24 protein-coding genes and 1 pseudogene are annotated in these 22244 nt (G+C 69.8%); 12 read left to right on the forward strand and 13 right to left on the reverse strand.

The genetic code is table 11. The features are described from left to right. Nucleotide 1: 1 nt before the first annotated feature. On the reverse strand, nucleotides 2-1090 hold the full coding sequence (locus EV193_RS14060; protein WP_207222637.1) for a polyprenyl synthetase family protein: 1089 nt from the start codon (nucleotides 1088-1090) through the stop codon (nucleotides 2-4). Nucleotides 1091-1206: 116 nt separating this feature from the next. On the opposite strand from EV193_RS14060, the gene EV193_RS14065 reads away from it, so the two are divergent. From EV193_RS14065 to EV193_RS14080, 4 genes are all read left to right on the forward strand, one after another. Continuing rightward, nucleotides 1207-2121: a methylenetetrahydrofolate reductase gene (locus tag EV193_RS14065; protein WP_130344557.1), complete on the forward strand. Its 915-nt coding sequence runs from the start codon at nucleotides 1207-1209 to the stop codon at nucleotides 2119-2121. 139 nt (nucleotides 2122-2260) lie between these two features. After that, nucleotides 2261-2560, forward strand: coding sequence for a hypothetical protein (locus EV193_RS14070; protein ID WP_130344558.1), 300 nt, complete (start codon nucleotides 2261-2263; stop codon nucleotides 2558-2560). After that, complete coding sequence (locus EV193_RS14075; RefSeq protein ID WP_130344559.1) at nucleotides 2560-3777, forward strand: DUF6973 domain-containing protein; 1218 nt, start codon at nucleotides 2560-2562, stop codon at nucleotides 3775-3777. Before EV193_RS14070 ends, EV193_RS14075 begins: the two co-directional genes overlap by 1 nt. Then, the gene (locus tag EV193_RS14080; RefSeq protein WP_130344560.1) at nucleotides 3764-4237 is read left to right on the forward strand and encodes a hypothetical protein; all 474 of its coding nucleotides are present in this window, start codon (nucleotides 3764-3766) and stop codon (nucleotides 4235-4237) included. Before EV193_RS14075 ends, EV193_RS14080 begins: the two co-directional genes overlap by 14 nt. A 7-nt stretch (nucleotides 4238-4244) precedes the next feature. Here the strand turns inward: EV193_RS14080 and EV193_RS14085 are convergent, their stop codons facing one another. After that, the gene (locus EV193_RS14085; RefSeq protein WP_130344561.1) at nucleotides 4245-4982 is read right to left on the reverse strand and encodes an LppM family (lipo)protein; all 738 of its coding nucleotides are present in this window, start codon (nucleotides 4980-4982) and stop codon (nucleotides 4245-4247) included. Between the two features lie 39 nt (nucleotides 4983-5021). Between EV193_RS14085 and EV193_RS14090 the strand changes: the two genes are divergently transcribed. Then, the gene (locus EV193_RS14090) at nucleotides 5022-6695 is read left to right on the forward strand and encodes a DUF885 domain-containing protein (RefSeq protein ID WP_130344562.1); all 1674 of its coding nucleotides are present in this window, start codon (nucleotides 5022-5024) and stop codon (nucleotides 6693-6695) included. A gap of 50 nt (nucleotides 6696-6745) precedes the next feature. Beyond that, nucleotides 6746-7625, forward strand: a pseudogene (locus EV193_RS14095) (IS5 family transposase). 9 nt (nucleotides 7626-7634) lie between these two features. Here the strand turns inward: EV193_RS14095 and EV193_RS14100 are convergent. Then, nucleotides 7635-7955: a hypothetical protein gene (locus EV193_RS14100; RefSeq protein WP_130344563.1), complete on the reverse strand. Its 321-nt coding sequence runs from the start codon at nucleotides 7953-7955 to the stop codon at nucleotides 7635-7637. A gap of 109 nt (nucleotides 7956-8064) precedes the next feature. Between EV193_RS14100 and EV193_RS14105 the strand changes: the two genes are divergently transcribed. Both EV193_RS14105 and EV193_RS14110 read left to right on the forward strand, forming a co-directional pair. After that, entirely contained in the window at nucleotides 8065-8418 is a 354-nt protein-coding gene (locus EV193_RS14105; protein ID WP_242613374.1) for a PadR family transcriptional regulator, read from the forward strand. Between the two features lie 35 nt (nucleotides 8419-8453). After that, nucleotides 8454-8960, forward strand: coding sequence for a hypothetical protein (locus EV193_RS14110; protein ID WP_130344564.1), 507 nt, complete (start codon nucleotides 8454-8456; stop codon nucleotides 8958-8960). A 6-nt stretch (nucleotides 8961-8966) separates the two neighbouring features. On the opposite strand, the gene EV193_RS14115 is transcribed toward EV193_RS14110, so the two are convergent. Continuing rightward, nucleotides 8967-9560 carry a GNAT family N-acetyltransferase gene (locus EV193_RS14115; RefSeq protein ID WP_130344565.1) on the reverse strand — a complete coding sequence of 198 codons (594 nt, stop codon included), beginning with the start codon at nucleotides 9558-9560 and terminating at the stop codon, nucleotides 8967-8969. 238 nt (nucleotides 9561-9798) lie between these two features. Between EV193_RS14115 and EV193_RS14120 the strand changes: the two genes are divergently transcribed. Together EV193_RS14120 and EV193_RS14125 are read left to right on the forward strand one after the other, a co-directional pair. Further along, nucleotides 9799-10260, forward strand: coding sequence for an SAV_6107 family HEPN domain-containing protein (locus EV193_RS14120; RefSeq protein ID WP_130344566.1), 462 nt, complete (start codon nucleotides 9799-9801; stop codon nucleotides 10258-10260). Further along, nucleotides 10257-11030, forward strand: coding sequence for a maleylpyruvate isomerase family mycothiol-dependent enzyme (locus EV193_RS14125; protein ID WP_130344567.1), 774 nt, complete (start codon nucleotides 10257-10259; stop codon nucleotides 11028-11030). The genes EV193_RS14120 and EV193_RS14125 overlap by 4 nt, the downstream gene beginning before the upstream one ends. Before the next feature lie 35 nt (nucleotides 11031-11065). On the opposite strand, the gene EV193_RS34445 is transcribed toward EV193_RS14125, so the two are convergent. From EV193_RS34445 to EV193_RS14150, 6 genes are all read right to left on the reverse strand, one after another. Further along, nucleotides 11066-11194: a hypothetical protein gene (locus tag EV193_RS34445; protein ID WP_278044180.1), complete on the reverse strand. Its 129-nt coding sequence runs from the start codon at nucleotides 11192-11194 to the stop codon at nucleotides 11066-11068. A gap of 85 nt (nucleotides 11195-11279) precedes the next feature. Next, on the reverse strand, nucleotides 11280-11612 hold the full coding sequence (locus EV193_RS14130; protein ID WP_130344568.1) for a plasmid stabilization protein: 333 nt from the start codon (nucleotides 11610-11612) through the stop codon (nucleotides 11280-11282). A gap of 51 nt (nucleotides 11613-11663) precedes the next feature. Further along, a complete protein-coding gene (locus EV193_RS14135) occupies nucleotides 11664-12383 on the reverse strand; it encodes an SseB family protein (RefSeq protein WP_130344569.1) in 720 nt (239 codons plus the stop codon). Beyond that, the gene (locus tag EV193_RS14140) at nucleotides 12380-12739 is read right to left on the reverse strand and encodes a DUF1801 domain-containing protein (protein ID WP_130344570.1); all 360 of its coding nucleotides are present in this window, start codon (nucleotides 12737-12739) and stop codon (nucleotides 12380-12382) included. The genes EV193_RS14135 and EV193_RS14140 overlap by 4 nt, the downstream gene beginning before the upstream one ends. 11 nt (nucleotides 12740-12750) lie before the next feature. Beyond that, nucleotides 12751-17331 (reverse strand): ATP-dependent helicase, encoded by a 4581-nt coding sequence (locus tag EV193_RS14145; RefSeq protein WP_130344571.1) that lies wholly within the window; start codon nucleotides 17329-17331, stop codon nucleotides 12751-12753. Nucleotides 17332-17371: 40 nt separating this feature from the next. Then, the gene (locus EV193_RS14150) at nucleotides 17372-17812 is read right to left on the reverse strand and encodes a hypothetical protein (RefSeq protein ID WP_130344572.1); all 441 of its coding nucleotides are present in this window, start codon (nucleotides 17810-17812) and stop codon (nucleotides 17372-17374) included. A gap of 137 nt (nucleotides 17813-17949) precedes the next feature. Here EV193_RS14150 and EV193_RS14155 point away from each other — a divergent pair, with 137 nt between their 5' ends. Then, nucleotides 17950-19914 (forward strand): Hsp70 family protein, encoded by a 1965-nt coding sequence (locus tag EV193_RS14155; protein WP_130344573.1) that lies wholly within the window; start codon nucleotides 17950-17952, stop codon nucleotides 19912-19914. A gap of 69 nt (nucleotides 19915-19983) precedes the next feature. Here the strand turns inward: EV193_RS14155 and EV193_RS14160 are convergent, their stop codons facing one another. Both EV193_RS14160 and EV193_RS14165 read right to left on the reverse strand, forming a co-directional pair. Then, entirely contained in the window at nucleotides 19984-20493 is a 510-nt protein-coding gene (locus EV193_RS14160; RefSeq protein WP_130344574.1) for a hypothetical protein, read from the reverse strand. 41 nt (nucleotides 20494-20534) lie between these two features. Beyond that, nucleotides 20535-21296 carry an SGNH/GDSL hydrolase family protein gene (locus tag EV193_RS14165; RefSeq protein WP_130344575.1) on the reverse strand — a complete coding sequence of 254 codons (762 nt, stop codon included), beginning with the start codon at nucleotides 21294-21296 and terminating at the stop codon, nucleotides 20535-20537. Nucleotides 21297-21663: 367 nt separating this feature from the next. Here EV193_RS14165 and EV193_RS14170 point away from each other — a divergent pair, with 367 nt between their 5' ends. Continuing rightward, a complete protein-coding gene (locus EV193_RS14170) occupies nucleotides 21664-21858 on the forward strand; it encodes a DUF3046 domain-containing protein (RefSeq protein ID WP_130344576.1) in 195 nt (64 codons plus the stop codon). A 31-nt stretch (nucleotides 21859-21889) separates the two neighbouring features. Here the strand turns inward: EV193_RS14170 and EV193_RS14175 are convergent, their stop codons facing one another. Continuing rightward, nucleotides 21890-22222: a hypothetical protein gene (locus tag EV193_RS14175; protein WP_130344577.1), complete on the reverse strand. Its 333-nt coding sequence runs from the start codon at nucleotides 22220-22222 to the stop codon at nucleotides 21890-21892. Nucleotides 22223-22244: the final 22 nt, after the last annotated feature.

Genomic DNA, 22244 nt, shown 5'->3' on the forward strand with positions numbered 1-22244 from the left:
GTCAGCGATTCCTCTTCGTCGCGGCGATCGCCAGCTCGCGCAGCCTGCCGGCGGCCGGCTCGGCCAGGTTCGCCGCGTCCAGCGCGCGCATGGCGGAGTCGGTCAGCTCACCGATCCGGTGCTCCACATCGGCCACCGCGCCCACGTCGGCGAGCATCGAGCGGACCCGCTCGACGGTGTCCGTATCGAGGTCCGGCCGGCCGAGCGCGGCGCGCAGGAGCCCGCTGCGGTCGGACCGCAAACCCAGTGCCACCAACAGGGTTCGCTTGCCCTCGCGCAGGTCGTCGCCGGCCGGCTTGCCGGTCACGTCGGTGTCGCCGAACATGCCGAGCAGATCGTCGCGCAGTTGGAAAGCCACCCCGATGTCCGCCCCGAACTCGCGCAATGAGTCCACTGTGGACGGTGCGGCGCCGGCCAGCGCGGCACCGAGGTGCAGCGGCCGCTCCACGGTGTACGCGGCGGTCTTGAGGCGGGCGACCCGCAGCGCCGCGTCCTCGGTCACGTCGCCGCGCACCTGGCTCAGCACGTCGAGGTACTGGCCGGCCAGCATCTCGCCGCGCATCGCCCGCCACGGCTCGGCGGCCGCGGCCAGTGCCGCGGGGTTCACACCGGAGCAGGCGAACATGTCGTCCGCCCAGGCCAGCGCCAGGTCGCCGAGCAGGATCGCGGCGGCCAGCCCGAAGTGGTCGGAGTCGCCGTGCCAGCCGTTGTCGCGGTGCCGGGCGGCGAAGGCCACGTGCACGGTCGGCGAGCCACGGCGCATCGTGGAGGCGTCCATCACGTCGTCGTGCACCAGCGCGCACGCCTGCAGCAGCTCCAGCGCGCTCACCGCGGTCAGCACCCGGTGCGCCTCGGGCCCGTCGGCCGCGCCGCCCGCGCCGCGCCAGCCCCACCAGGCGAACGTGGGCCGGATCCGCTTTCCGCCGCCCAGTACGAAGTCGGCCAGCGCCCGTGCCGCGGCACCGACGGCCTCGTCCAGCGAGGTGATCTCGGCCAGCCGGGTATCCAGGTACTCGCGCAGCGCCGCCTCGACGTGCGCCGGGGGAGTGGCATCGACCGAGCGGGTGTCCGGTGTGGCGTTGACGTGCACGCTTACATCGTCCGCTGTCGCCCATCCGAGCGGCGCGCCGGGTCCCTCACCTGAGAACCGATGCCCGCGATTCGGGAGGGTTATCCCAATAAGCGGGCACTGGGTACCCTGGCCACGTGGATTCGGTGGTTCAGCGGCTGCGCGTCGATCGCCCGGTGTTCTCGGTGGAGTTCATGCCACCGAGGAGCGAGGAGGACGAACGCGTCCTGTGGCGCGCGGTGCGCGAACTCGAGTCGCTCGACCCGGCCTACGTGTCGATCACCTACGGCGCCGGCGGATCGCGCCGGGACCGCACGATCCGCACCACCGGCCGGGTCGCCCAGGAGACCACGCTCGTCCCGATGGCGCACCTCACCGCGGTCGAGCACTCCGTCGCCGAGCTGCGCAACGTGATCGGCTGGTACGCGGCGGTCGGCGTGCGCAACATCCTCGCGCTGCGCGGTGATCCGCCCGGCGACCCCAACGGCGAGTGGCGCACCCATCCCGAGGGCCTCAGCTACGCCGAGGAACTGGTGCGCCTGGTGCGCGAGTTGGGCGACTTCTGCGTCGGCGTGGCCGCTTTCCCGTACGGCCACCCGCGTTCGGTCGACCTGGACACCGACACCCGCCACCTGGTGCGCAAGTTCGACGCCGGCGCGGACTTCGCCATCGCGCAGCTGTTCTTCGAGGCCGACGACTTCCTGCGGATGCGCGATAGGGTCGCGGCCAGCGGGTACGACGGCGACGCGCTGCTCGTGCCCGGCGTCATGCCGCTCACCACCCCGCGCACGCTGAACAAGACCGTGGAACTGTCCGGCGCGCAGGTGCCGCCCAAGGTCGCCGCGCGACTGGACCCGCTGGCCGACGATCCGGCCGCGTTCCGCGCGGAGGGGATCGACCTGGTCACCGAGCTGTGCGAGCGGCTGATCGCCGAGGGCGTGCCAGGGCTGCACTTCTACACGCTGAACCGCTCCAAGGCGACCAGGGAGGTCGTCGCGCGCCTCGGCCTGGTGCCCGGGCGGACCGCTACAGCACAGCGGCTTCGCGCTTGAGTTTGCGCACGTGACGCCGGTGCGCGGCCACCGCGAGAACGCCTTGTTGCTCAGATAGTTGTAACCACTCGCACACTCCTTGCGTTCGCGCCTGCAGCTTGGCTACCGTAGTCGCACGATTGCGCACTGGGGGTGCACATTGGGGTTTCAAGCTGAGATCGAAAGCATCAGAAAGTCCGCACGCGCGTCGCGCAGTGCCGCTGATCAGACTCGATCCGTCGATCTTGCGGGCGTCGTACGCGGAATCAAGGACGCGTTGCCCGGCGGTTGGGCCGCGCAAACCACCAGCATGGTCGGCACGACCTGGCAGAACACCATCGGTGGGTGGACCTCGCAAGCAGACCGCTATGCCGACAGCCTGAACGCGTCCGCCACCGAGTACGAACGCAATGAGGAAAGCGCCAAGGCCAATCTCCGCCGCGCGGAAAGGCCCCGCTGATGCTCACATTCGGGCAGACGCGCACCTGGCGACCCGAGCCACTCGACACCGTGGAAAAGGACCTCAAGTCACGACAAGATCATCTGCTCACGCTTCAAGATGAACTCCTCGGCGCGGCCACCACGGATGTCTGGCACGGAACCGCGCATGATGCTGCGGCTGCCGAGCGCAACCGCATGGCGAACGACATGGAGCACTTGGTCGCGGAGCTCTCGGCGGTTCGCACCGCCGTAGCTCGTGCTTCCGATGCGGTCGTTCCGCTGCGACACGCGATCGTCGAAGCCGAACACCTCGCCTCGCGGCACGGATTCTCCATCAGTGATGACGGCGCGATTCACGACGTCAATCCACCTCGGGACGTTCCACCTGACCAGCAACAGCAGGTGAACGAGGAACGCAATCGCGTCAAAGCTGAGCTTGGCGATCGCGTGAAGCGCATCCTGGAGCAGGCGCAGAGCATCGATCTGGATCTGGACAAGGTGCTCACCAAGGCGGTGCATAACATGATCTCTGACGGCGCCGCAGCGACTCTCGAGAGCGCCGCCAGGGCTGGTGAGCATCAAGGCTCCCTGCATGAGGAACTCCTCGCGAAGTACAAGGTCGCCAAGGACCCAGGCGGCATGGTGACATGGCCGAACCAATGGCCGACCGACTCGTGGCCGTTCGATGTCAAGCCGCGGGAGATAACCGCCACTGAGGCGCAAATGCTCAACGGTCTCGGGTTCGGTGAACTGAGCAAATTCGGTGATATCTATGATCGCGCCCAGGCCGCGCAAAGTCAGATGTTCGACGCACTCGGTGAGGGTGACGGACATCGGGACGCGTTCCGGCACACGTATTGGAGCGCCATGCTCGCGAATCGCTTCGGACACGAATGGGCCGAACGCTTCACCACCGCACACGAAGGGACGCACAGACCTGACGCGAGCGATACGACGGTCGCCATGGACATGCACAACAACGAAGTCGGCCGTCGGATCGCCGCGGAGCATCCAGGTGCCTCGTTGGACGAACTCAAAGGCCACGTCGAGCGTGCCGTCCGAAACGGTGAAATGGTGGTAGTCAATTCTGATGGGCAGCTTGTCCACAGCAATGAGGTCCTCGACGGAAAGACTGGTTTCGCGAAGGACTCGCGCACGGTCGTGCCTCCGGGGACGAGTCCGCCTCTACCGTCGCCGGCCGATCCTCCCTATGGTCCTCACCGTGGACCACGGTAGCGATCGGCCGCGATGGGGTCACATCGTGGTCACGGCTCTTGTGCTGATGTTAGCTGTGGCCTGTGGCGGTGGCGAGTCGACAGACGAGGGGGGAATTCCTTACGAAGATCTCGGCGAGACCACGCCTGCGGGGATCCGGCTCAACGAGATGCTGCAGCGTGAAGAGATTGTGCCGCTACGCGACGTCATTGGTGGCGATTGGGATTCTGTCTATGTCAAGTATTATCAGCATGGATGGTTTACGATCTCGACAGTAGAAGAGGATATCGGCGCAAGTATCGAGATTGCCAAGAATACGGTATTCAAGACGCTTCTTGTTCTCTTTCGCAACGGAAAGCCTCAGCGGGCCATCAATGTCCACGTGGGTATGGGCCCAGGTCGATACGGCAGGAACGTTGTCATAGACAACAAGACCGACCATAGTTCGACAAGACTGCTGCTCGTTGATCCGCCGCCGTGATGGCCCGTTACAGCACAGCGGCTTCGCGCTTGAGTTTGCGCACGTGACGCCGGTGCGCGGCGACCGCGAGAACGAGTACCAGCAGCGCCACGACTGCGGTCGCGCCGCCCAGGATCAGCACCCACTTCATCAACGAGCCGCTGGCGCCACTGGTGTACTCGGCGGTCGCGTCGAACCCGCTGGCCGTGCCGGGCGTCGGCTTCCAGGAGATCTCGTTCTCGTTGGCGATCCCGTTCGTGCGGGTGATCGCGCCAGGGAAGGCGATCTTGAGCTGCACGTCGGCGCGGTCGGCCGGCAGCGAGTTCAGGTCGGCCGAGCCGGACAGCGTCACCAGGTCGCCGGACCGGCGGAAGCCGAGCTGGAAGTAGCTGCCCGTGGTGATCGTCTTGGCCAGCTTCTCGAACTCGACGAAGCTCAGCTTTTCGAAGGTGAGCCGCTGACCGACGTAGTTGTCCGCGCTGTACTTCTCGACCTTGATCTTCTTGGACAGCTCCGGCGGGATCGTGATCGCCGGGCCGGTGTCACCGGTCTTGATCGCCAGCGAGGAGATGATCACGTCGCCGGAGACGTGATCGTCACCGGCCACCGCGAGCGCGGCACGCACCCGGACGCACCCGCCGGCCGAGAGCACGACCAATATCGCGAGCAGCGGTAACGCGAACCACCTGCGAAAACGCTTCGCCCGATCGGTCTTGACCTTGTGCACCGCGCCATCCTGCCAGTCGAGTCCGAGCTTCGCTCGCATACCTGTGTCAGCACAGCCCGAACGGGTAGCGTGCGCGTCATGTCTTCTGCCCGACCCAGTGTGCACGAGATCAGCGACGGCTACGTCGACCGGTATGCCGCGCTCGATCCGATTCTCGCCACATACCTCGGTATCCCCGGCCACGACGCCCGGCTCACCGATTGTTCCCCTGACGCCCACGACGAGCGGGCCCGGCTCGCGTCGGACACGTTGCGCCAGGTTACCGAGGCGGAGCCGGTCGACGACGGCGAGGCCGCGGCGAGAGCCGTGTTCACCGAGCGGGTCGGGCTCGAACTGGAGATCCACGATGCCGGTCTGGACGCCTCCGCGCTGAACGTGATCGAGAGCCCTGTGCAGAACATGCGGCAGGTGTTCGACCTGATGCCGACCGACACGGCGGAGGACTGGACGACGATCAGGGACCGGCTCGCCGCCGTGCCCGGCGCGCTGGACAGCCTGCGCGAGTCCCTGCGGCACGCCGCCGAGCAGGGCAACGTCGCCGCCGTCCGGCAGGTCGTGCGCACCGCCGAGCAGTGCGAGACCTGGTCGGGCCAGACGGGGGCCACGCCGTTCTTCGCCACGTTCGTCAAGCAGGCCGACGTGCCCACGGCGTTGGCCGGCGAGTTGGAGACGGCCGCGTCCGGCGCCGGTGCCGCGTTCGGGGACATGGCCGTGTTCCTGCGCGACGAACTGGCCCCCAAGGCGCCCCAGGAGGACGCGGTGGGCGAGGACGTCTACCGGCTGTGGTCGCGCTACTTCATCGGTGCCTCCCTCGACCTGCGCGAGGCCTACCAGTGGGGCTGGGAGGAGCTGGCCAGGATCGAGTCGGAGATGGCCACCGTGGCCGGCCGGATCCGCCCTGGCGTCACCGCCGCGGAGGCCGCCGCCGCGCTGGACGCCGACCCGCGCTACCGCGTGCACGGGCAGCCGGCGTTCGAGGAGTGGATGCAGCAACTGTCGGACAAGGCGCTGATCGCCTTGCGGGACAAGCACTTCGCGATCCCCGACGAGCTGATGACGCTGGAGTGCAGGATCGCCCCACCGGGCGGCACGATCGGCATGTACTACACCGGCCCGACCGACGACTTCTCCCGTCCCGGCCGGATGTGGTGGTCGGTGCCGGCGGACAAGGAGGACTTCTCCACCTGGCGCGAGGTCACCACCGTGTACCACGAGGGCGTGCCGGGGCATCACCTCCAGGTCGCCACCGCGGTGCACGAGGCCGGCCTGAACCGGTTCCAGCGGCTGATGTGCTGGGTGTCCGGGCACGGCGAGGGGTGGGCGCTGTACGCCGAGCGGCTCATGCGCGAGCTGGGCTACCTCGACGACGACGGCGACTACCTCGGCATGCTCGACGCGCACCTGTTCCGCGCGGCGCGGGTGATCGTGGACATCGGCATGCACCTGAAGCTGGAGATCCCGTCCGGCACCGGGTTCCACGAGGGCCAGACGTGGACACCGGAGTTGGGGCTGGAGTTCCTGCTGACCCGCACGCTGTCGGAGGCCGCGCACGCGCGCGACGAGATCGACCGCTACCTCGGATGGCCGGGGCAGGCGCCGTCCTACAAGCTCGGCGAGCGGCTGTGGCTGGCGCTGCGCGAGGAGGCGCGTCGTCGCGAGGGGCCGACGTTCGACGCGAAAGCCTTCCACACCAACGCTTTGCGCCTCGGCGGCATGGGCCTCGACACCCTGCGCGAGCGCCTCGGCGGCTAGGACCTGTCCTCAAAGGTGATTTGGCTGACCTGGTTTGATCTTCGGTCGTGGTGCGTAGGCATGAGTTGACTGATGAGCAGTGGTGTGTGGTGGAACCGTTGCTGCCGCCGTCGGGGGTGAAGGGTCGTCCGCGGGTGGATGACCGGCGTGTGATCAACGGGATGTTGTTCAAGGCTAAGACCGGGGTGTCGTGGCGTGATCTGCCGGAGCGGTATGGGTCGTGGAAGACGGTCTACGGCCGGTTCTGGCGTTGGTCGCGCGATGGCACCTTGACCATGTTGGTGGGCAAGGTGCGGGTGATCGCGGAGGCGATCGACGAGCTGGACCGGGAAGTCTCGGTCGATTCCAGCATCGTGCGTGCCCATCAGCACGCGGCCGGTGCCCGCCGCCGCCCGCGTGCTCACACAGGGGGCGAGCGGATCGTGTGGCGGGCACACCGAACCAGATGATCATGCTATCGGTCGGTCACGCGGCGGACCCTCGACCAAGATCCATCTCGCGTGTGACGGGCACGGCCGTCCGCTGTCGGTCGTGTTGACGGGCGGCAACACCAACGACTGCACCATGTTCCACGATGTCCTGGCCGGTGTTGTGTTCCAGCGACAGGTTGCGGGCCGTCCGGCGACCAGGCCGCACCGGGTGATAGCGGACAAGGGCTACTCCAGCCGCGCCATCCGCACCCACCTTCGCCAGCGCGGCATCCGGGCCACCATCCCCGAACGCCGTGACCAGCAAGCCAACCGTGTCCGGCGCGGGCAAGCGGGTGGCCGCCCACCGGCCTTCGACCCGGCGATCTACAAGCGCCGCAACGTCGTCGAGCGCTGCTTCAACCGACTCAAGCAGTTCCGGGCCATCGCCACCCGCTACGACAAGACCGCCCTGTCCTACCAAGCCATGCTCGACCTGGCCACCCTCACCATCTGGCTTTGAGGACACGGCCTAGCGGGCCAACTGGTCCGAGCGGACCCATCCGTATCCGGAGCACGGGCAGCCGCTGTTCACCGCGGTGAACAGGACGCCGTCGTCGAAGCGTTCCCGGCAGGGCCCGGTGACGATCACGCCACGGTTGTGGTGCCCGTACACCTTCGCGCGGCCGCTCGGTTCGGCGCGCACCTCCGCGGGCCGTTCCACCCGGTACTCACATCGCTCGCCCTGTGCGATCGACTCCAGCCAACTGTCCATTGTGGACAACTGGATGCGGTCGCAAAGAGCGAGTATCGCGCTGACGGCGGAAAGACCCGCCAACACCTTGTTCTTCATCGCGACCACCCCAGGTCCGCCTATGTAGTATTTAGTATAGGGTCTGACCTGGGGATGTCAATGTGACTCGATCTAGATGAACCCCACCTGTGTGTATTACCGTGGATAGGTGCAACCCGTAGGGCGCGTGCCGCGCATGACCACGACGACCAGAGCCGTCGTCGAGGCGCTGCTGGCGGTTTTCGACGAGAAGCGCACCGAGGGCCTCTACGGTTTGCAGATCGCCGAGATCACCGGCCTGCTGCCCGGCACCACCTACCCGATCCTGCAGCGGCTGCTCGCCCTCGGCTGGGTCGTCGACGAGACCGAGGACATCGATCCGGTGCGGGAGAAGCGCCCGAGGCGGCGGCTCTACCGGCTCACGCCGGGAGGTGTCGAGGCGGCCAGGAGCGCGCTGGACCTGGCCGACGCCCGCCGCGCCAGCCCCAGGGCCAGGCTGCGCCCCGTGGAGGGAACGGGGTAGCGCCGCACGCTCGTCCGGAGGAAGATGGACGGACCATGCTGCGAAGCTGGGGGTCCTCGCGCCGGGCGTTGCGACGCACCGGGCTCGTTCGCCGCGTCGGTTGGGGCGTTCTGCGGGCTCTCAATGTGATCGCCGCGGCGGTCTTGCTCACCTGGCTCGACACCTTCGTGGCACTCGGCGTACTCGCCTGGGTCATCGTGCTCGCCGCCGTCGTGCACACCGCGCTGCCGGTCACCGTCCGGCTCGCGCAGCTACTCGGTTTCGGTGCCGTCGCCTACACGGTCGGCAGTCCGCTGGACCGCACCGAGTACGTCATCGAGTTGGTCGGCTCGCTGCTCCCGCGGCAGGCGCGCCGCCGGTACACCGACGAGATGTACGCCAACGCCAGGACACTCGAGCGGATGCGCCTGCCGATTCCGCAGGGCGAGCGCCAGCGGCGGATGCGGCGGGATCTGTTGCGCGGCGCGCCGAGGACGATCGTCGGGGCTGTGTTCTCCAGTGACGCCAAGGCGTCTTCCGCGAAGGGCGCCGGGCCGAGCTGAATTCGTTCACTCCGTCGGCGGATCGAGCGGCAGGTCGCGGCCGAGCACACCGAACGGGCGAGGGTCGCCCACGAACCGGTAGTCGCGCAGCACGTCGGTGAAACCGAGCCGCCGGTACAGCCGCCACGCCCGCGACGGTCCCTCGGGCGTGGACAGCAGCACGCGGCTCATCCCGGTGTCGGTGAGCAGGATGCGCAACATCCGCTCGCCGATCCCGCGTCCCTGCTCGGTCGGTCGCACGTGCAGCTCGGTCAGCTCGAAGTAGTCGGTGAGCCACGTCTCGGCGAGGTCGGACCGGCCCTGTTCGGTGATGCCGCGCACGATCTGGTCGTGCCACCACTGGCCCGGCGTCCCCTTGTAGCCGTACGCGATCCCGGCGAGACGGTCCTGCTGGTCGAACGCGGCGACACAGCGCCAGTCGTCCCTGAGCATGTGCGCGAGCCACATCGGCGCGCGCTGCTCCACGGTGCCTCTCGGGTACCGCATCGCGCTCACGTACAGCGCCAGGGCCTCGTTCAGCCTGGCGCGCAGTGCTTCCTGGGTGAGCGTCTCGAAGCGTGCGACGCGAGAGGAGTGCAGCGCGGTCACAGGGGGGATCATCCTCCTTCCGCGCGGCTGGCGCAGCCCCCTATGGGCGTGACCTTGCGTGCCGTCAGCGTGGTCGCCGGGGCCGGGTTGAACCACGCGTGCGCTCGGGTTACTCTGGACGTGTTCGAACAAATGTTCGACCGTCAGCTGTCCGGTGGCGGGGTGGGGGAAGCACCTCGCCACCGGGCGCCGCCGGCTTCCCCACGGCGGAGCAGCGACAACGAGTGCTGCCTACCCAGGGAGGCCACCGATGACCAGTGTGATCGATTTCGACCTCGCGGCCCGGCCGCGCGGGCATCGAGCGGTTCGCGCCCCTCGTCCCGCCTCCTCGGCGCGTGGCCTGCTGGAGCAGGCCGAGCGCGGGCTGATCGAGGCGGCCTGGCAGCGGCAGCCGGCGCAGCGGTTCGCCGACGCGTACCTCGCCGCGCTGCGCGGCGCGGCGGCGCTGGTCGCCCTGCGCGGCCGCCCGCACCGCGGTCGCTCACGGCCGACGAGCGTGTGGAAGCTGCTGCCGGCGAAGGCGCCGGAGCTGCGGGAGTGGGCGGAGTTCTTCGCGGCGTGCTCGTCGACGCGCGCGGCGATCCAGGCCGGGATCACCCGCACCATCACCGACCGCGCGGCCGACGATCTGGTCCGCCAGACCGGCCAGTTCCTCGACCTGGTGCGCGACGCCCTGCGGGCGAGCCCGAGATCGGCGGTACCGCCGCCGTGAACCGTCCGTTGATCGATTACGGCCGGCTGCTCGAGGTGATCGGTATCGAGGCGCGGCTGGTCGCCAGGTCGGCCGAGGGGGCGAGCGAGGACGCGCGGGTGCCCAACTGTCCAGGTCTGACACTCGGCGAGGCGGTGCGGCATCTCGGCGGTGCGTACCGGACGGCGAAGGCGTGGATCGAGTCCGGCGACTCGCCGGCCACTTGGCAGGCTCACCCGGCGCCCGGTCAGAGCCTCGTGGAGTTCTTCCTTGCCGGACAACGAGAACTGGTGGAGGTGCTCGTCGCGCACGACGCCGAGGAGGCGTGCGCGACGTGGTGGACCAGCCATCAGAACTACGGGTTCTGGCGGCGGCGCATGGCGCACGAGACCACCATCCACCGGTACGACGTGCAGGGCGCGCTCGGGTCGCGGGAGGACATCGACGAGATTCCCGACGATGTCGCGATCGACGGCGTGGACGAGGCGCTCACGCTGTGGTTCGAGCACCGGTTGAGCGTGCTCGGCATGGTCGGCACCACGGAGAAGTCGGTCGCCGTGCGGGTGGGCGAGCACATCTGGCGGGCGAAGGCCGGCCCGTCGGGCACCTCGGCCACCAGGGTCGCGCCGGAGGACGTGGCCGACGTCGACGCGGAGATCACCGGCACCGCGGAGCAGGTGTACCTGTGGTTATGGGGCCGGATGCCCACTTACGTGCTGCCGATCGACCGGGGCCGTGACCCGGACGCGGTGGCGCAACTGTGGGCGCTGATGCGGTTGGCGACCAAGTGAATCGGGCTACCGTGTGATCGTGACCACTCGGCTGATCAACGTCGTGATCGACACTCGGGAGATGCGCACTCCAGAGCGTCCACAGTGGACAGTGTGATGTGGAACTCGATGGTCGCCTGGTTCGCCAGCATCGCGTCCGCCACCGCCCGGTAGTACTCGATCACGTCGCCCTTGCCGACCCCGTCATCGGGGAAGAGCAGCTGTCCACATTGGACAGCTGGACGTCGTGCGCACCGACATGAACGGCGGTCACCGCCCCAGCGCCTTGGCCAGTTCGCGCTTGTTCATCTTGGATCGGCCGTGCACGCCCTTCTTACGGGCCTCCTCGTAGAGCTGGTCACGCGTCGGCCCGCCGGGCCCGAGGCCCTTGCCGGAGCGCTTGCCGCCCCGGTGTTGCGGCGACACGTCCCGCGTCGAGGTCTTGCTGGCGCGCGTGGACTCGCCGGTCCGCGCCCGGTTCTTGTTCACCGTGCGCGCCGCGATCTCCTCCGCACGGTCCTCGCCGGTGCCGCGCTTCTTCGCGCCCGACTTGATGTGCTCGTACTGGCGTTCTCGCTTGTCGCTCCATGCCTGCCGCGGCATCGTGCACCTCCTCGCTCGGGTGCCCACCCGAGTACCCCGAGTCGGTGCCGGTTATGCGGACGGCTCCAGCGGCTCGCCCGATTCGGCGATGTGCGCGTCGTACGGCGGCCGCACCGGCAGGACCGTGATCACCGCGTTGTCCGGCGAGTGCCGCTCCCACACCGGCTGGATCGCGTGGCCGACGCGCTGCCGCAGCTCGGCTGTGTCGGGCCGCACGGCGAGCCCCAGGTGAGCCGGCCCGTCGCCCAGCCGCATCCAGAACCAGACCACCCGCGCGGGCATGTCGGCGATGGCGGCGCGCAGGTCGGCCAGACACTCGGCGGACGGATCCTGGGCCGGCCGGCCGATCCGGATCGGCGTGTTGTCGGTGGTGACGACCGCGCCGCTGTCGACGCGGACCACGCCCTCGGCGACCGCCTGGGTCTCGCCGCGGCCGAGCCGGTACGCCGTCTCCGGGATCGTCACGGCCACGTCGTAGTGGTGCTGCAGGCTCATCGCGCACAGGTCGCGGGCGGGCACCAGCGCGGCGCGTGGCACCTCCCCGGCCGTCGTGTTGGCCGCGTAGAAGGCGATCATGCTCTCCTGGTCCGGAAACGCGTGCAGCGCCGGAGGATCGCCGAATCCGACCGGCCCGCCCTCCGGCGTCAGCGGCACGAACAGGGTGGCGCCGACGAGTGCCGCCGCGAAGTCCTCGCCAGGCGGGCGCTGCTCGGTGTAGGCCCGGCGCAACGCGTCGATCAGCGCCTGGTTGTCCGGCTGCTGGGCGGTCACCGGACACCGGCCTTGGTGAGCGCCGCGATGATCAGCTCGTCCAGCTCCGGCCGGTCCAGGTCGGCCACGGTGCGCACCTTGTAGTGCCGGTGCACCTTGCCGGTTCCCTCGAGCAGGCCGGCCGGGTCGGGCAACTCGGCACCGCGGTTGAAGCCGAGGTTCACGTGCGCGCGGTGCGGCATCGCGCTGAACACCAGTCCTTTGTAGCCGGTGTCGGTGCCGAACCCGAAGCCCTGGTCGTCGCAGGTGATCACCGCGCCGGAGAACGCGCGGTTCAGCTTGTCGTACAACGATTCGGCGAGCGCGCGCACCGGCGGCTCCTGCCGTTCCAGCAGCTTCGCGACGGCTGTGTCCATGGTCCGCGAGCCTACGCGCGCAGCCGCAGCCCCTGTGGCGTCGCCCGGAAACCGACCTCGCGCAGCACCGCCGCGAGGTTCGACGACATCGCTCGCGCACCGTCGGCCCGCTGCACCACGAGCTGCCCGAGCCATCCGTCGTGCACCGCGTTGGACAGCGCCGACGCGGCCGCGCGGAGGGCCGGCTCGTCCTCGGTGAACGACAGCAGAGTGCGCCCGCCGCGCTCGACGTACAGGGTGGCGGCACCGTTCACAAGCACCGCCAGTGCGCCGGCTTTTCGTGCGGGACGGTGCTTTCCGTCGCCCACCGGGTCGGGCCAGTCGAGTGCCGCGCCGTACGGCTGGGCCGGATCGGCCGCCGCGAGTACGACCGCTACCGGGTCCTCGCCCGTACTGTCCACTGTGGACACGGCGCGCAGCCGGTCGACCGCGCCACGGGCGGCGAACTGGGCCGCGCCGAGGCCCTCGACCACGTAGCCGCGCACGACCTGGCCGGATTCCTCCATGCGCCGCAACACCTTGTACACCCCGCTGAACCCGCCGGTGACCCGCTCGGTGTCCAGCGCGCCGCGGGTGAGCACGCCGTGCCGCTCCAGGAACGCCTCGGCTCTGGCGTGCGCTCGCCGTGTCGGATCGGCCGCCCGGTCGGCCACCAGTGACCAGCGACCGGCGACCGTCGGCGGGCCGGTGCGGCTGGGCATTGAGGCGCGGCCGGAACGCAGCCGCGCGTACCGTCCGCGCGGGGCCGGCCGGCGAGCCTTGTGCGCGGCGCCCCGTCCGGAGACCAGCGCGCGCAGCGGCGCGATCGTGTCGTTGGTGGCGATGCCCGCCCACACGAGATCCCAGAGCGCGCCGACCACCGTGTCGTCGGCCGGCGCCTGCTCGCCACCCTCGATCAGCGCCGTGCTCACCCGGTCGGCGAGCTGGCGGAAGAACAGCGCTCCACCGTCCAATGTGGACCGAATCGCCTCGTGCAGCGGTGTGGTGTCGACGGTCTCCTCGACGTCGGGCAGCAGCAGATCGGCCACATCCGTCGGCGCCACGGCGATCCAGCCGTCACCGCCGGCCAGCGACCCGCAGCCGCACCAGGTGACCTCGCCGGTCGCGGTCAGCTCGTCGAGCAGCGCGGGCGAGTAGCCGGGCAGGCGGGACGGCAGGATCAGCGACTCCAGCGCGCTCGCCGGCAACGGTGCCCCGGCGAGCTGCTCCACGGTGGACAGCACGTCGTCCGGGGTGGGCGCGGCACGCAGCCGGCGATCGCCGCGTGGCTTGATCCCGTGCCACGCCGGGAGGAACCGCCCGAGTGCGGCCGGCTCCACCGGCTCCACATCGGCGCGCAGCTTCGCCAGTGAGGCGCGGCGGATCCGGCGCAGCACCTCGCTGTCGCAGTACTCGGTGTGCGTGCCACCGGGCCGCAGTTCGCCCCGCACCAGCCGGCCCTCGCCGACCAGCCGGTCCAGCACACCGGTCACCACCGCGACGCCGAGCCCGAACCGTTGCGCCACGTCGTGCGCGGGGAACGGTCCGTGCGTGCGCGCGTAGCGGGCGAGCAGGTCGCCCAGCGGATCGGCCACCGGCTCGGTGAACGCCTCCGGCACGCCGACCGGCAGCGCCACACCGAGCGCGTCCCGCATCCGCCCGGCGTCCTCGATCGCCACGAAGCGTTCCTCGCCGGCCACGCGCACCCGGATCGCGCGGCGCTCGGATTCCAGCTGCCGCAACCATTCCGGGGCGATCCCGCGTTCCTTGCCCTCGGTCGTGGACAGATCGCCGAGGAAGCGCAGCAGGTCGGCGGCGTCCTCGGCGTGCCGGGCGTGCCTGGCCGGCTCCAGCCGCTGCAGCGAGCGCTCGATCTCGGCGAGCACGTCCGGGTCGAGCAGCTCCCGGATCGCCTCAGCGCCGAGCAACTCGGCCAGCAGCGCCGAGTCCAGGGAGAGCGCGGCCGCCCGCCGTTCGGCCAGCGGCGCGTCGGTCTCGTAGAGGAACATGCCGACGTAGCCGAACAGCAGACTGCGCGCGAACGGCGACGGCGACGGCGTCTCCACGTCGACCACGCGCACCCGCCGCGCGCGCACGTCGGTCATCAGCTCGCGCAGCCCGGCCAGGTCGTAGGTGTCCTGCAGGCACTCGCGCATCGCTTCCAGGACAACGGGAAACCGCTCGTACTTGGACGCCACGGACAGCAGCGCGGCGGAGCGCTGGCGCTGCTGCCACAACGGCGTGCGGCGGCGCGGATCACGGCGGGGGAGCAGCAGCGAGCGGGCGGCGCACTCGCGGAACCGGGAGGCGAACAGTGCCGAGCCGCCCACCTCGGCGACCACGATCTGCTCGATCTCGTCCGGGTCGAGCAGCACGTCCTCGGCGCCGGCGACGATCTCCTTGCCGGCCTCGTCCAGCGTGTCCGGCAGCCGCAGCACGATCCCGTCGTCGGCCGGCATGGCCTGCACCTCGATGCCGCGCCGTTCGCGCAGCCTTGCCGCGATCGCCAGCGCCCACGGTGCGTTCACCTGCGCGCCGAACGGGGAGTGCACGATCAGCCGCCAGTCGCCCAACTCGTCGCGAAACCGTTCCAGCACCATGGTTCTGTCGTTCGGCACGTGCCGGGTGGCGGCCGTCTGCTCGTCCAGGTAGGCGAGCAGGTTGTCGCACGCCCACTCGTCCAGTCCGGCCGCCACGGCCCGCGCGCGGGCGGCCGTCGGGTCCGAAGTGGACAGTTCGCGGAGGAACGCGCCGAGCGCCCGGCCCAGCTCCAGCGGACGGCCCGGCGCGTCGCCCTTCCAGAACGGCAGCCTGGCCGGCTCGCCAGGAGCGGGCGTGACGATCACCTGATCGTGTGTGATGTCCTCGATCCGCCACGACGACGTGCCGAGCATGATCGTGTCGCCGGCACGCGACTCGTAGACCATCTCCTCGTCGAGCTCACCGACCCGCCGGCCGGTCTCGCCCTCGGCGGCCGGAGTGACCACGGTGAACAGCCCCCGGTCCGGGATCGTGCCGCCCGAGGTGACCGCGAGTCGTTGCGCCCCAGGCCTTCCGCGAAGCTCGCCGGTGATCCGGTCCCAGGTGATGCGGGCGCGCAGCTCGCCGAACTCCTCGCTCGGGTAGCGGCCGGCGAGCATGTCCAGCACGGCGTGCAGCGCGGAATCCGGCAGCGAGGCGAACGGTGCCGCGCGGCGCACCAGCGTGCCGAGCTCCTCGACCGTCCAGGTGTCCACCGCGGTCATCGCGACGATGTGCTGCGCCAGCACGTCCAGCGGGTTGCGCGGGTAGCGCATCGCCTCGATCGCACCGCCGGCCATCCGCTCGGCGACCACCGCGCAGGACACGAGATCGCCCCGGAACTTGGGGAACACCACGCCCTTGGACACCGCACCCACCTGGTGCCCGGCCCGGCCGATGCGCTGCAGGCCGGAGGACACCGTGGGCGGCGCCTCCACCTGCACGACGAGGTCGACCGCGCCCATGTCGATGCCCAACTCCAGCGACGAGGTGGCCACCACGCATGGCAGCCGGCCGGACTTGAGGTCCTCTTCCACCAGGGTGCGCTGTTCGCGGGCCATCGAGCCGTGGTGCGCCCGCGCGATGACCTCCGTACTCGGCGTGCCGATGCCGGACTGGCCGATCGCCTCCGCCGGGAAGCGCTCCATCTCCTCGTGCTCGCCGGCCAGCTCGTTGAGCCGGTAGGTCAGCCGCTCGGCGAGCCGCCGCGAGTTGGCGAACACGATCGTGGAGGAGTGTTCGCGGATCAGCGCGAGGATCCGCTCCTCGACCGACGGCCAGATCGACGGGCGCTGCGGCCGGGGCAACTCCTCGTCGTCGGTCTCCGGTTTGGCCTCGATCGTGGTCATGTCGGCGACCGGCACCTCGACGCGCACCTCGACGGTCTTCGCGGTCTCCGGGCGGACAAGGCGAACCGGCCGCCCGCCGCCGAGGAACGAGGACACCTCGTCGGTCGGGCGCACCGTCGCGGACAGCCCGATCCGTTGCGCCGCAACGGGAAGCAGCGCGTCCAGCCGTTCGAGGGACAGCGCCATGTGCGCGCCGCGCTTGGTGCCGGCGACCGCGTGCACCTCGTCCACGATCACCGTCTCCACGCCGCGCAGCGACTCCCGCGCGTTCGAGGTGAGCAGGAGGAACAGCGACTCCGGCGTGGTGACCAGGATGTCCGGCGGCGTGCGGTTGAACGCGCGGCGCTCGGTGGCCGGCGTGTCACCCGTGCGCATGCCGACGGTGATGTCCGGGACGGCGGCGTCCAAGCGGTGCGCGGCCTGCCGGATACCGGCCAGCGGCGCGCGCAGGTTGCGCTGGACGTCCACCGCGAGCGCCTTCAACGGTGACACGTACAGCACCCGGCAGCGGTGCTTGCGCTCGTCAGGAGGCGCCTGGGTGGCGAGGCGATCCAGCGCCCAGAGGAACGCGGCCAGCGTCTTTCCGGACCCGGTCGGCGCGACGACCAGCGCGTGTTCGCCGGCCGACGCCGCCTGCCACGCGCCGAGCTGCGCCTTGGTCGGCTCGGCGAAGGCGCCGGTGAACCAGGCGCGCGTCGGCGCGGAGAAGCGCGCCAGCACGTCGTCGGCGGTCGGATCGGTCACGCGACCATCATGACCCCGACCACCGACGATTTACTCGTCCTTACTTGTCGCCGTTCTTCTTGCGGCGGCGACGCCTGCGCCAGAGGCCGACCGCGATGAAGCCCAGCAGCACCGGGATCGCGCGCTTCTTGGCGGGAGCGCCGTTCGGCGGAGCGATCGGGGTGGTGGCGGCCGGCTCGGGCGTGACGTGCGCGTTCGTCGTCGCCTTGGCCGCGGTGTCCTTGGCCGCCGTGGACTGGCCGTTGGTCGAGCCGGGCGTACTGGCCGGGGCACTGGCGGCGGCCTTCGGCGCGGCCGCCTTGGCCTTCGCCGCCGTCGTCTTGCCGGTGGTGGCCTTGCTCGTCGTGGTCTTGGCCTTGGCGGTCGACCGGGTCGTCGTCTTGGGCGCGGTCTTCTTGGGGGTCGTCTTCGGAGTTCTCTCCGGTTCCACCGCCTGCTCAGCTCGGAGGCGCGCGGACCGGATGAGCAGCACAGCTGACATGGCGGAGATCGTACTCGGGAGTACCACCCGCGTGTCGATGCTCTCAGGCGGCAATCTCGTGGGCCGGCCCACGGACGAGGGGCCGGCATGGCAGCATTTGACCGTCTCGGGTGGAGCAATATGGCGAGGGGAGACTCGTGCGCGTCCTATCGGTGGACCTGGGCACCTCCAACACCGTCGCGGTGTTGTCCGCGCACGGGCGTCCGCCGAGGGTCGTCGAGGTCGACGGGTCCGCGACGATGCCCTCCGCCGTGTTCGCCGGTGACGACGGCCGGCTGCTGGTCGGCCGGGACGCCGAGCGCCGTGCCCGGCTGGACCCGGCGCGGTTCGAGCCGAACCCGAAACGGCGCGTCGACGAGGGGCAACTGCTGCTCGGTGACGCGGTCGTACCGGTCAGCGACGCGCTCGCCGCGGTGCTGCGCCGAGTGCGCGAGGAGACGTCGCGCCAGCTCGGCGGCGGTGCCCCGGACGAGGTGCGGCTGACCCACCCGGCGCAGTGGGGGCCGGTGCGCCGCAACGTGTTGCTGACCGCCGCGCGCGCCGCGGGCCTCGGTCCGAACATGGTGCTGGTGCCCGAGCCGGTCGCCGCGGCGGCACACTTCGCGTCGTTCCCCGGGCAGGCGCTCGCACCAGGACAGGCGCTCGCCGTGTACGACCTCGGCGCCGGCACGTTCGACGTGGCGGTGGTCGGCGCGACGCAGAACGGCTTCACCGTGCTCGCCGAGGACGGCCTGCCCGACCTCGGCGGCCTCGACGTCGACCAGTCGCTGCTGGAGCACGTCGGCCGCCAGGTGTCGCACCGCGATCCGTCGGGCTGGCAGCGGCTGCTGCGGCCGGAGTCGTCCAGCGACCGGCGCGCGCAGCGGGCGTTGCGCGAGGACGTGAAGGTGGCCAAGGAGTCACTGTCGCGGCACCCGCAGACCGAGGTCGCCATGCCGGAGCCGTTCGCCGACGTGCTGGTGACCAGGGCCGAGCTGGAAGCGCTGATCCGGCCGAGCATGCTGCGCAGCATCGAGCTGCTGGGGCGCACGATCCGCGCCACCGGGCTGTCGCCTGACCGGCTGGCCGGCATCTACCTGGTCGGCGGGTCGAGCCGGATTCCCCTGGTGGCGACGCTGATCGCGGAGCAGCTGCGGGTGGTGCCGACGAGCCTGGACCAGCCGGAGACGGCGGTCGCGCAGGGCGCGCACCACGTGCCGGCGGACGGCATCAGCATGCGCACCCAGCAGTTGGGTGGCGGGCTCGGCGACGAGCCGGAGCGGACCCGGTCGATGCTGCCCGACCCGAACGGCGTGCACGGAGCACCGTCCGGCGCGTATCCGATGAGCGGCCCACAGCGGGTGCCGGCCTTCCCGGACAGCGGGCCGCAGCACGTGGTCCGCCAGCCGGGCCCGCCGCCGCACGGCCAGCCCGCGCAGCACACCCAGCACATGCAGCCGCACCTCACCGGGCCGCACCGGCCTGGTCCGGCCCAGTCCGGCCCGCATCACGTGCCGCCGCCCAACCATCTGACCCAGCACGCGCCGCAGCCGGTGAAGAAGCCGCGCGGCAAGCTGATCGCGATGATCGCGGTGGTCCTGCTGGTGCTCGGCGCGGGCACGGCGGCCGGCATCTACTTCCTGGGCGGCGACGACATTCCGACCGCCGAGGACTGCCAGCAGCAGGGCGACAAGGACGACAAGGGCTTCACCCGCTGCCTGCGCCAGCTCGCCGGCGGTGTCGCGGACAACACGTCGTGCAAGCCGGACCCGTCGGTGCAGATCAACGGGTTGCGCACGGACGGAACCACGACGCTGGTCTGCCCGCTGGCCGACGGCTATCAGGTGGTGTACCAGCACGCCCCGGTCGGCGAGACGCAGAGCGAGGTCGTGTTCGAGAAGGTGATCGGCGACGCCGAGCGGATCGACGCCGACTGGAAGGGCAACGGCTTGGAGGGGCGCTACCGCGCGGCGATCAGCGCCCAGCTCGGCATGGTCGTGTTCACCGTGAAGGACCGCCCGATCTACGGGTTCCTGACCAAGCAGCAGGCTTCCGGCCGGCGTGACCTGAACCCGACCGCGCTGGCCGACTTCTTCGAGAAGTCGGTGCTTCCGGGTACCTGATCACGGCGGTGCGGCGGGATCGCCGGACGTGCCGGGTCCCGCCGCGCCGGTGGACTACGGGCAGATACCTCAGTTCGTGAGTCTGGACCAGGCCCCATTGCCCTCGGGATAGAACAGGTTCGTGGCGAAGTTGTAGACACCCCATCTGCCGCGTCCGGATTGGAACTGGGTGGCCCACACCGCTGGGCCGAGTGGGCTGGACAGTTGTGCGTAGCCGGTGACCCGCCCGATTTGGCCGTCCGTCGCTCGAGCTGCCTGGAGGTCGTACAGCTCTTGCCGGATGATTCTCAACCAGCCGGTGCTCGGGGCGAACTCGCCGGTGATGGGGCTGTACTTCCCCGCGCGTGCGCGGCCATCCCCGGAGAGCTGGGTGGCTTGGGAAACCGGCCCGAACGGGGTTGCCAGGTATGGCCGGGTGCAGAAGAGCCCCCAGAACGGGTTCGGGCACGGTGCGGCGGCGATCGTGATCGGGGTCGTACCGGCTGCGGGGGCCGGTGTGGCTTGGGCGACGCCCGGCACCGCGGCGAGTGCGAGGGCCACGCCGGTGGTGGCGAGGACCCGCGGAATTCGATTAGTCATTGTCATTCCCTTTCTCTCGTGATTCGTCGATCGGATACGTTTCACGGCATGCGGCAGAGCTGCCTGGACAGGAATACCGCGAAGTTGGCGATCGCCTGCCGGCCGGCCGCGGTCACCGGGTGTACTCGGTCTGAGCCGGGGGCTTCGTCGAGGCTGTACCGGAGATCGGCATTGCTGAATGAATACGCGTTGTAGTCGGCATAGAAGAATCGACCGGGATGTCGTCGCTGCAGTTCGCGCAGCCAGGCGTTCATGTCGGCGGCGTCGACCCCGGCGGATCCGGATCGGTTGATTTCACGTGGGCCGGCCCAGATGACGCATTTCCCGGCGTTCAGGAGCGTGGTGGCGGCCGCGGTCGTCTCCAGGATGATCAGGTTCTTCTCGTGCCGCAGATCCGCCGGGGTGGGCGGGTAGTAGGCGCACAGTGGGTTTCCCGCTCGCATGCAGGTGACGTCGTTCGTGCCGAGTTGGACGAACACCGTCGAGGCGGGGCTTTGCGCGGCATCCCGGAAGGAGTCCCTGTTCGCGGCGCCCCAGGGAGTCCGCCGATGCGGATAGGTGGACCACCCCGCCTGCCAGCGCACCCACACGTGCGCCCCCGCCGCGGTGCCGGTCGGAATGTAGGGAACGTTGTTCGAGATGCTGTCGCCGATCACGTACATTCCGGGATGAAAGGGGCCTCCCTGCGCTTCCAGGCCGACCCAGAGGGAGGCGGGCCGCTCGAGTGCGGCCACTGGAATGGCTGAGCTGATCAGAATGGCTGTCGCCAACGCGGCGAACAAGCCGGTTCTTCGGATTCTCACAGTATTCTCCCTGGTATTTAGGTCAGCATGAAATAGCCGAATCCCCTTGAATCCAGCGAAACTCGCCCCAGTCACACGAACTGTTCTGGAGTAAGTGATGAACAGTCACCGGCACGGTAGGACGGCGTGGAGCCGGCGAACTAGGGCGAAAACGACATCGAGCCACATCGGATCGAGGTGACTACGGCCCGGTTCTCTCGGGTGTATCAGCCAGGGAGGGCGTGCTCACTTGCGGTTGCGCAGGGCCATCAGGCCCACCACGATCGCCGCGATCAGGCCGGCGGCCGCGACGATGGCCAATGTCGTCGATCCGAGCGAGTCCTGGGCGAGCATCATGCCCACCAGCCTAAGCCTTAGGGTTGCCTCGATGCGTACCACCGTTTTCCGGCAGCTGCTCGCCGATGAGTTCGGCCGTGTCCGCGCCGACATGATGGCTCGCGACCACGTGTTCAGCGACCTCGGCGGCCGCACGGTCGACCAGGCTCTGGACGCGGGCCTGCCGCCGAAGGAGATCTGGCGAGCGGTGTGCGACGCCTTCCAGGTCCCCCAGGAACGCCGCTGACACACCTCGCGTAGCCGGCCCACCTACCCATCTACCCATCTACCAACTTCACGCAGCCGGGTGTGTTGACCGCACCGATCGAAAGCCCGCTGAGGTCGCCCTCATTGTCGAGGGCGGTCGCCCTGACGACGCCGGAAGGACAGCGGGCGAGGAACGAGCCCGCTGTCGTGGAGGTGGCGTGACTGAACCACCCACGAAACCCAACCACCCACACTCGGCACTCAACCACCAAAGCAAAAAGACCACAGCCCCGTTCGGCGAAGCCGAACCAGGCGACCTTGCCCTCGATAAACCAGCACGGCGTGTCGTGCGCGTGCTCGAACAGGTGTTCGCTAGGGTTATCCACAAGGGCCGGGTTATCCACAGCTCGCCCTCGGGTTCCGGGA

The organism is Herbihabitans rhizosphaerae, assembly GCF_004216555.1.
GTDB lineage: Bacteria > Actinomycetota > Actinomycetes > Mycobacteriales > Pseudonocardiaceae > Herbihabitans > Herbihabitans rhizosphaerae.

Excerpts from the sequence above, each read along its gene's own strand:
- EV193_RS14130 (WP_130344568.1), bottom strand. The coding sequence starts at position 11,612 with ATGCCGCGGCAGGCATGGAGCGACAAGCGAGAACGCCAGTACGAGCAC.
- EV193_RS14170 (WP_130344576.1), top strand. The coding sequence starts at position 21,664 with ATGCGTACCACCGTTTTCCGGCAGCTGCTCGCCGATGAGTTCGGCCGT.
- EV193_RS14090 (WP_130344562.1), top strand. The coding sequence starts at position 5,022 with ATGTCTTCTGCCCGACCCAGTGTGCACGAGATCAGCGACGGCTACGTC.
- EV193_RS14115 (WP_130344565.1), bottom strand. The coding sequence starts at position 9,560 with ATGATCCCCCCTGTGACCGCGCTGCACTCCTCTCGCGTCGCACGCTTC.
- EV193_RS14075 (WP_130344559.1), top strand. The coding sequence starts at position 2,560 with ATGCTCACATTCGGGCAGACGCGCACCTGGCGACCCGAGCCACTCGAC.
- EV193_RS14110 (WP_130344564.1), top strand. The coding sequence starts at position 8,454 with ATGCTGCGAAGCTGGGGGTCCTCGCGCCGGGCGTTGCGACGCACCGGG.
- EV193_RS14160 (WP_130344574.1), bottom strand. The coding sequence starts at position 20,493 with ATGACTAATCGAATTCCGCGGGTCCTCGCCACCACCGGCGTGGCCCTC.
- EV193_RS14150 (WP_130344572.1), bottom strand. The coding sequence starts at position 17,812 with ATGTCAGCTGTGCTGCTCATCCGGTCCGCGCGCCTCCGAGCTGAGCAG.
- EV193_RS14120 (WP_130344566.1), top strand. The coding sequence starts at position 9,799 with ATGACCAGTGTGATCGATTTCGACCTCGCGGCCCGGCCGCGCGGGCAT.
- EV193_RS14085 (WP_130344561.1), bottom strand. The coding sequence starts at position 4,982 with ATGCGAGCGAAGCTCGGACTCGACTGGCAGGATGGCGCGGTGCACAAG.
- EV193_RS14100 (WP_130344563.1), bottom strand. The coding sequence starts at position 7,955 with ATGAAGAACAAGGTGTTGGCGGGTCTTTCCGCCGTCAGCGCGATACTC.
- EV193_RS14140 (WP_130344570.1), bottom strand. The coding sequence starts at position 12,739 with ATGGACACAGCCGTCGCGAAGCTGCTGGAACGGCAGGAGCCGCCGGTG.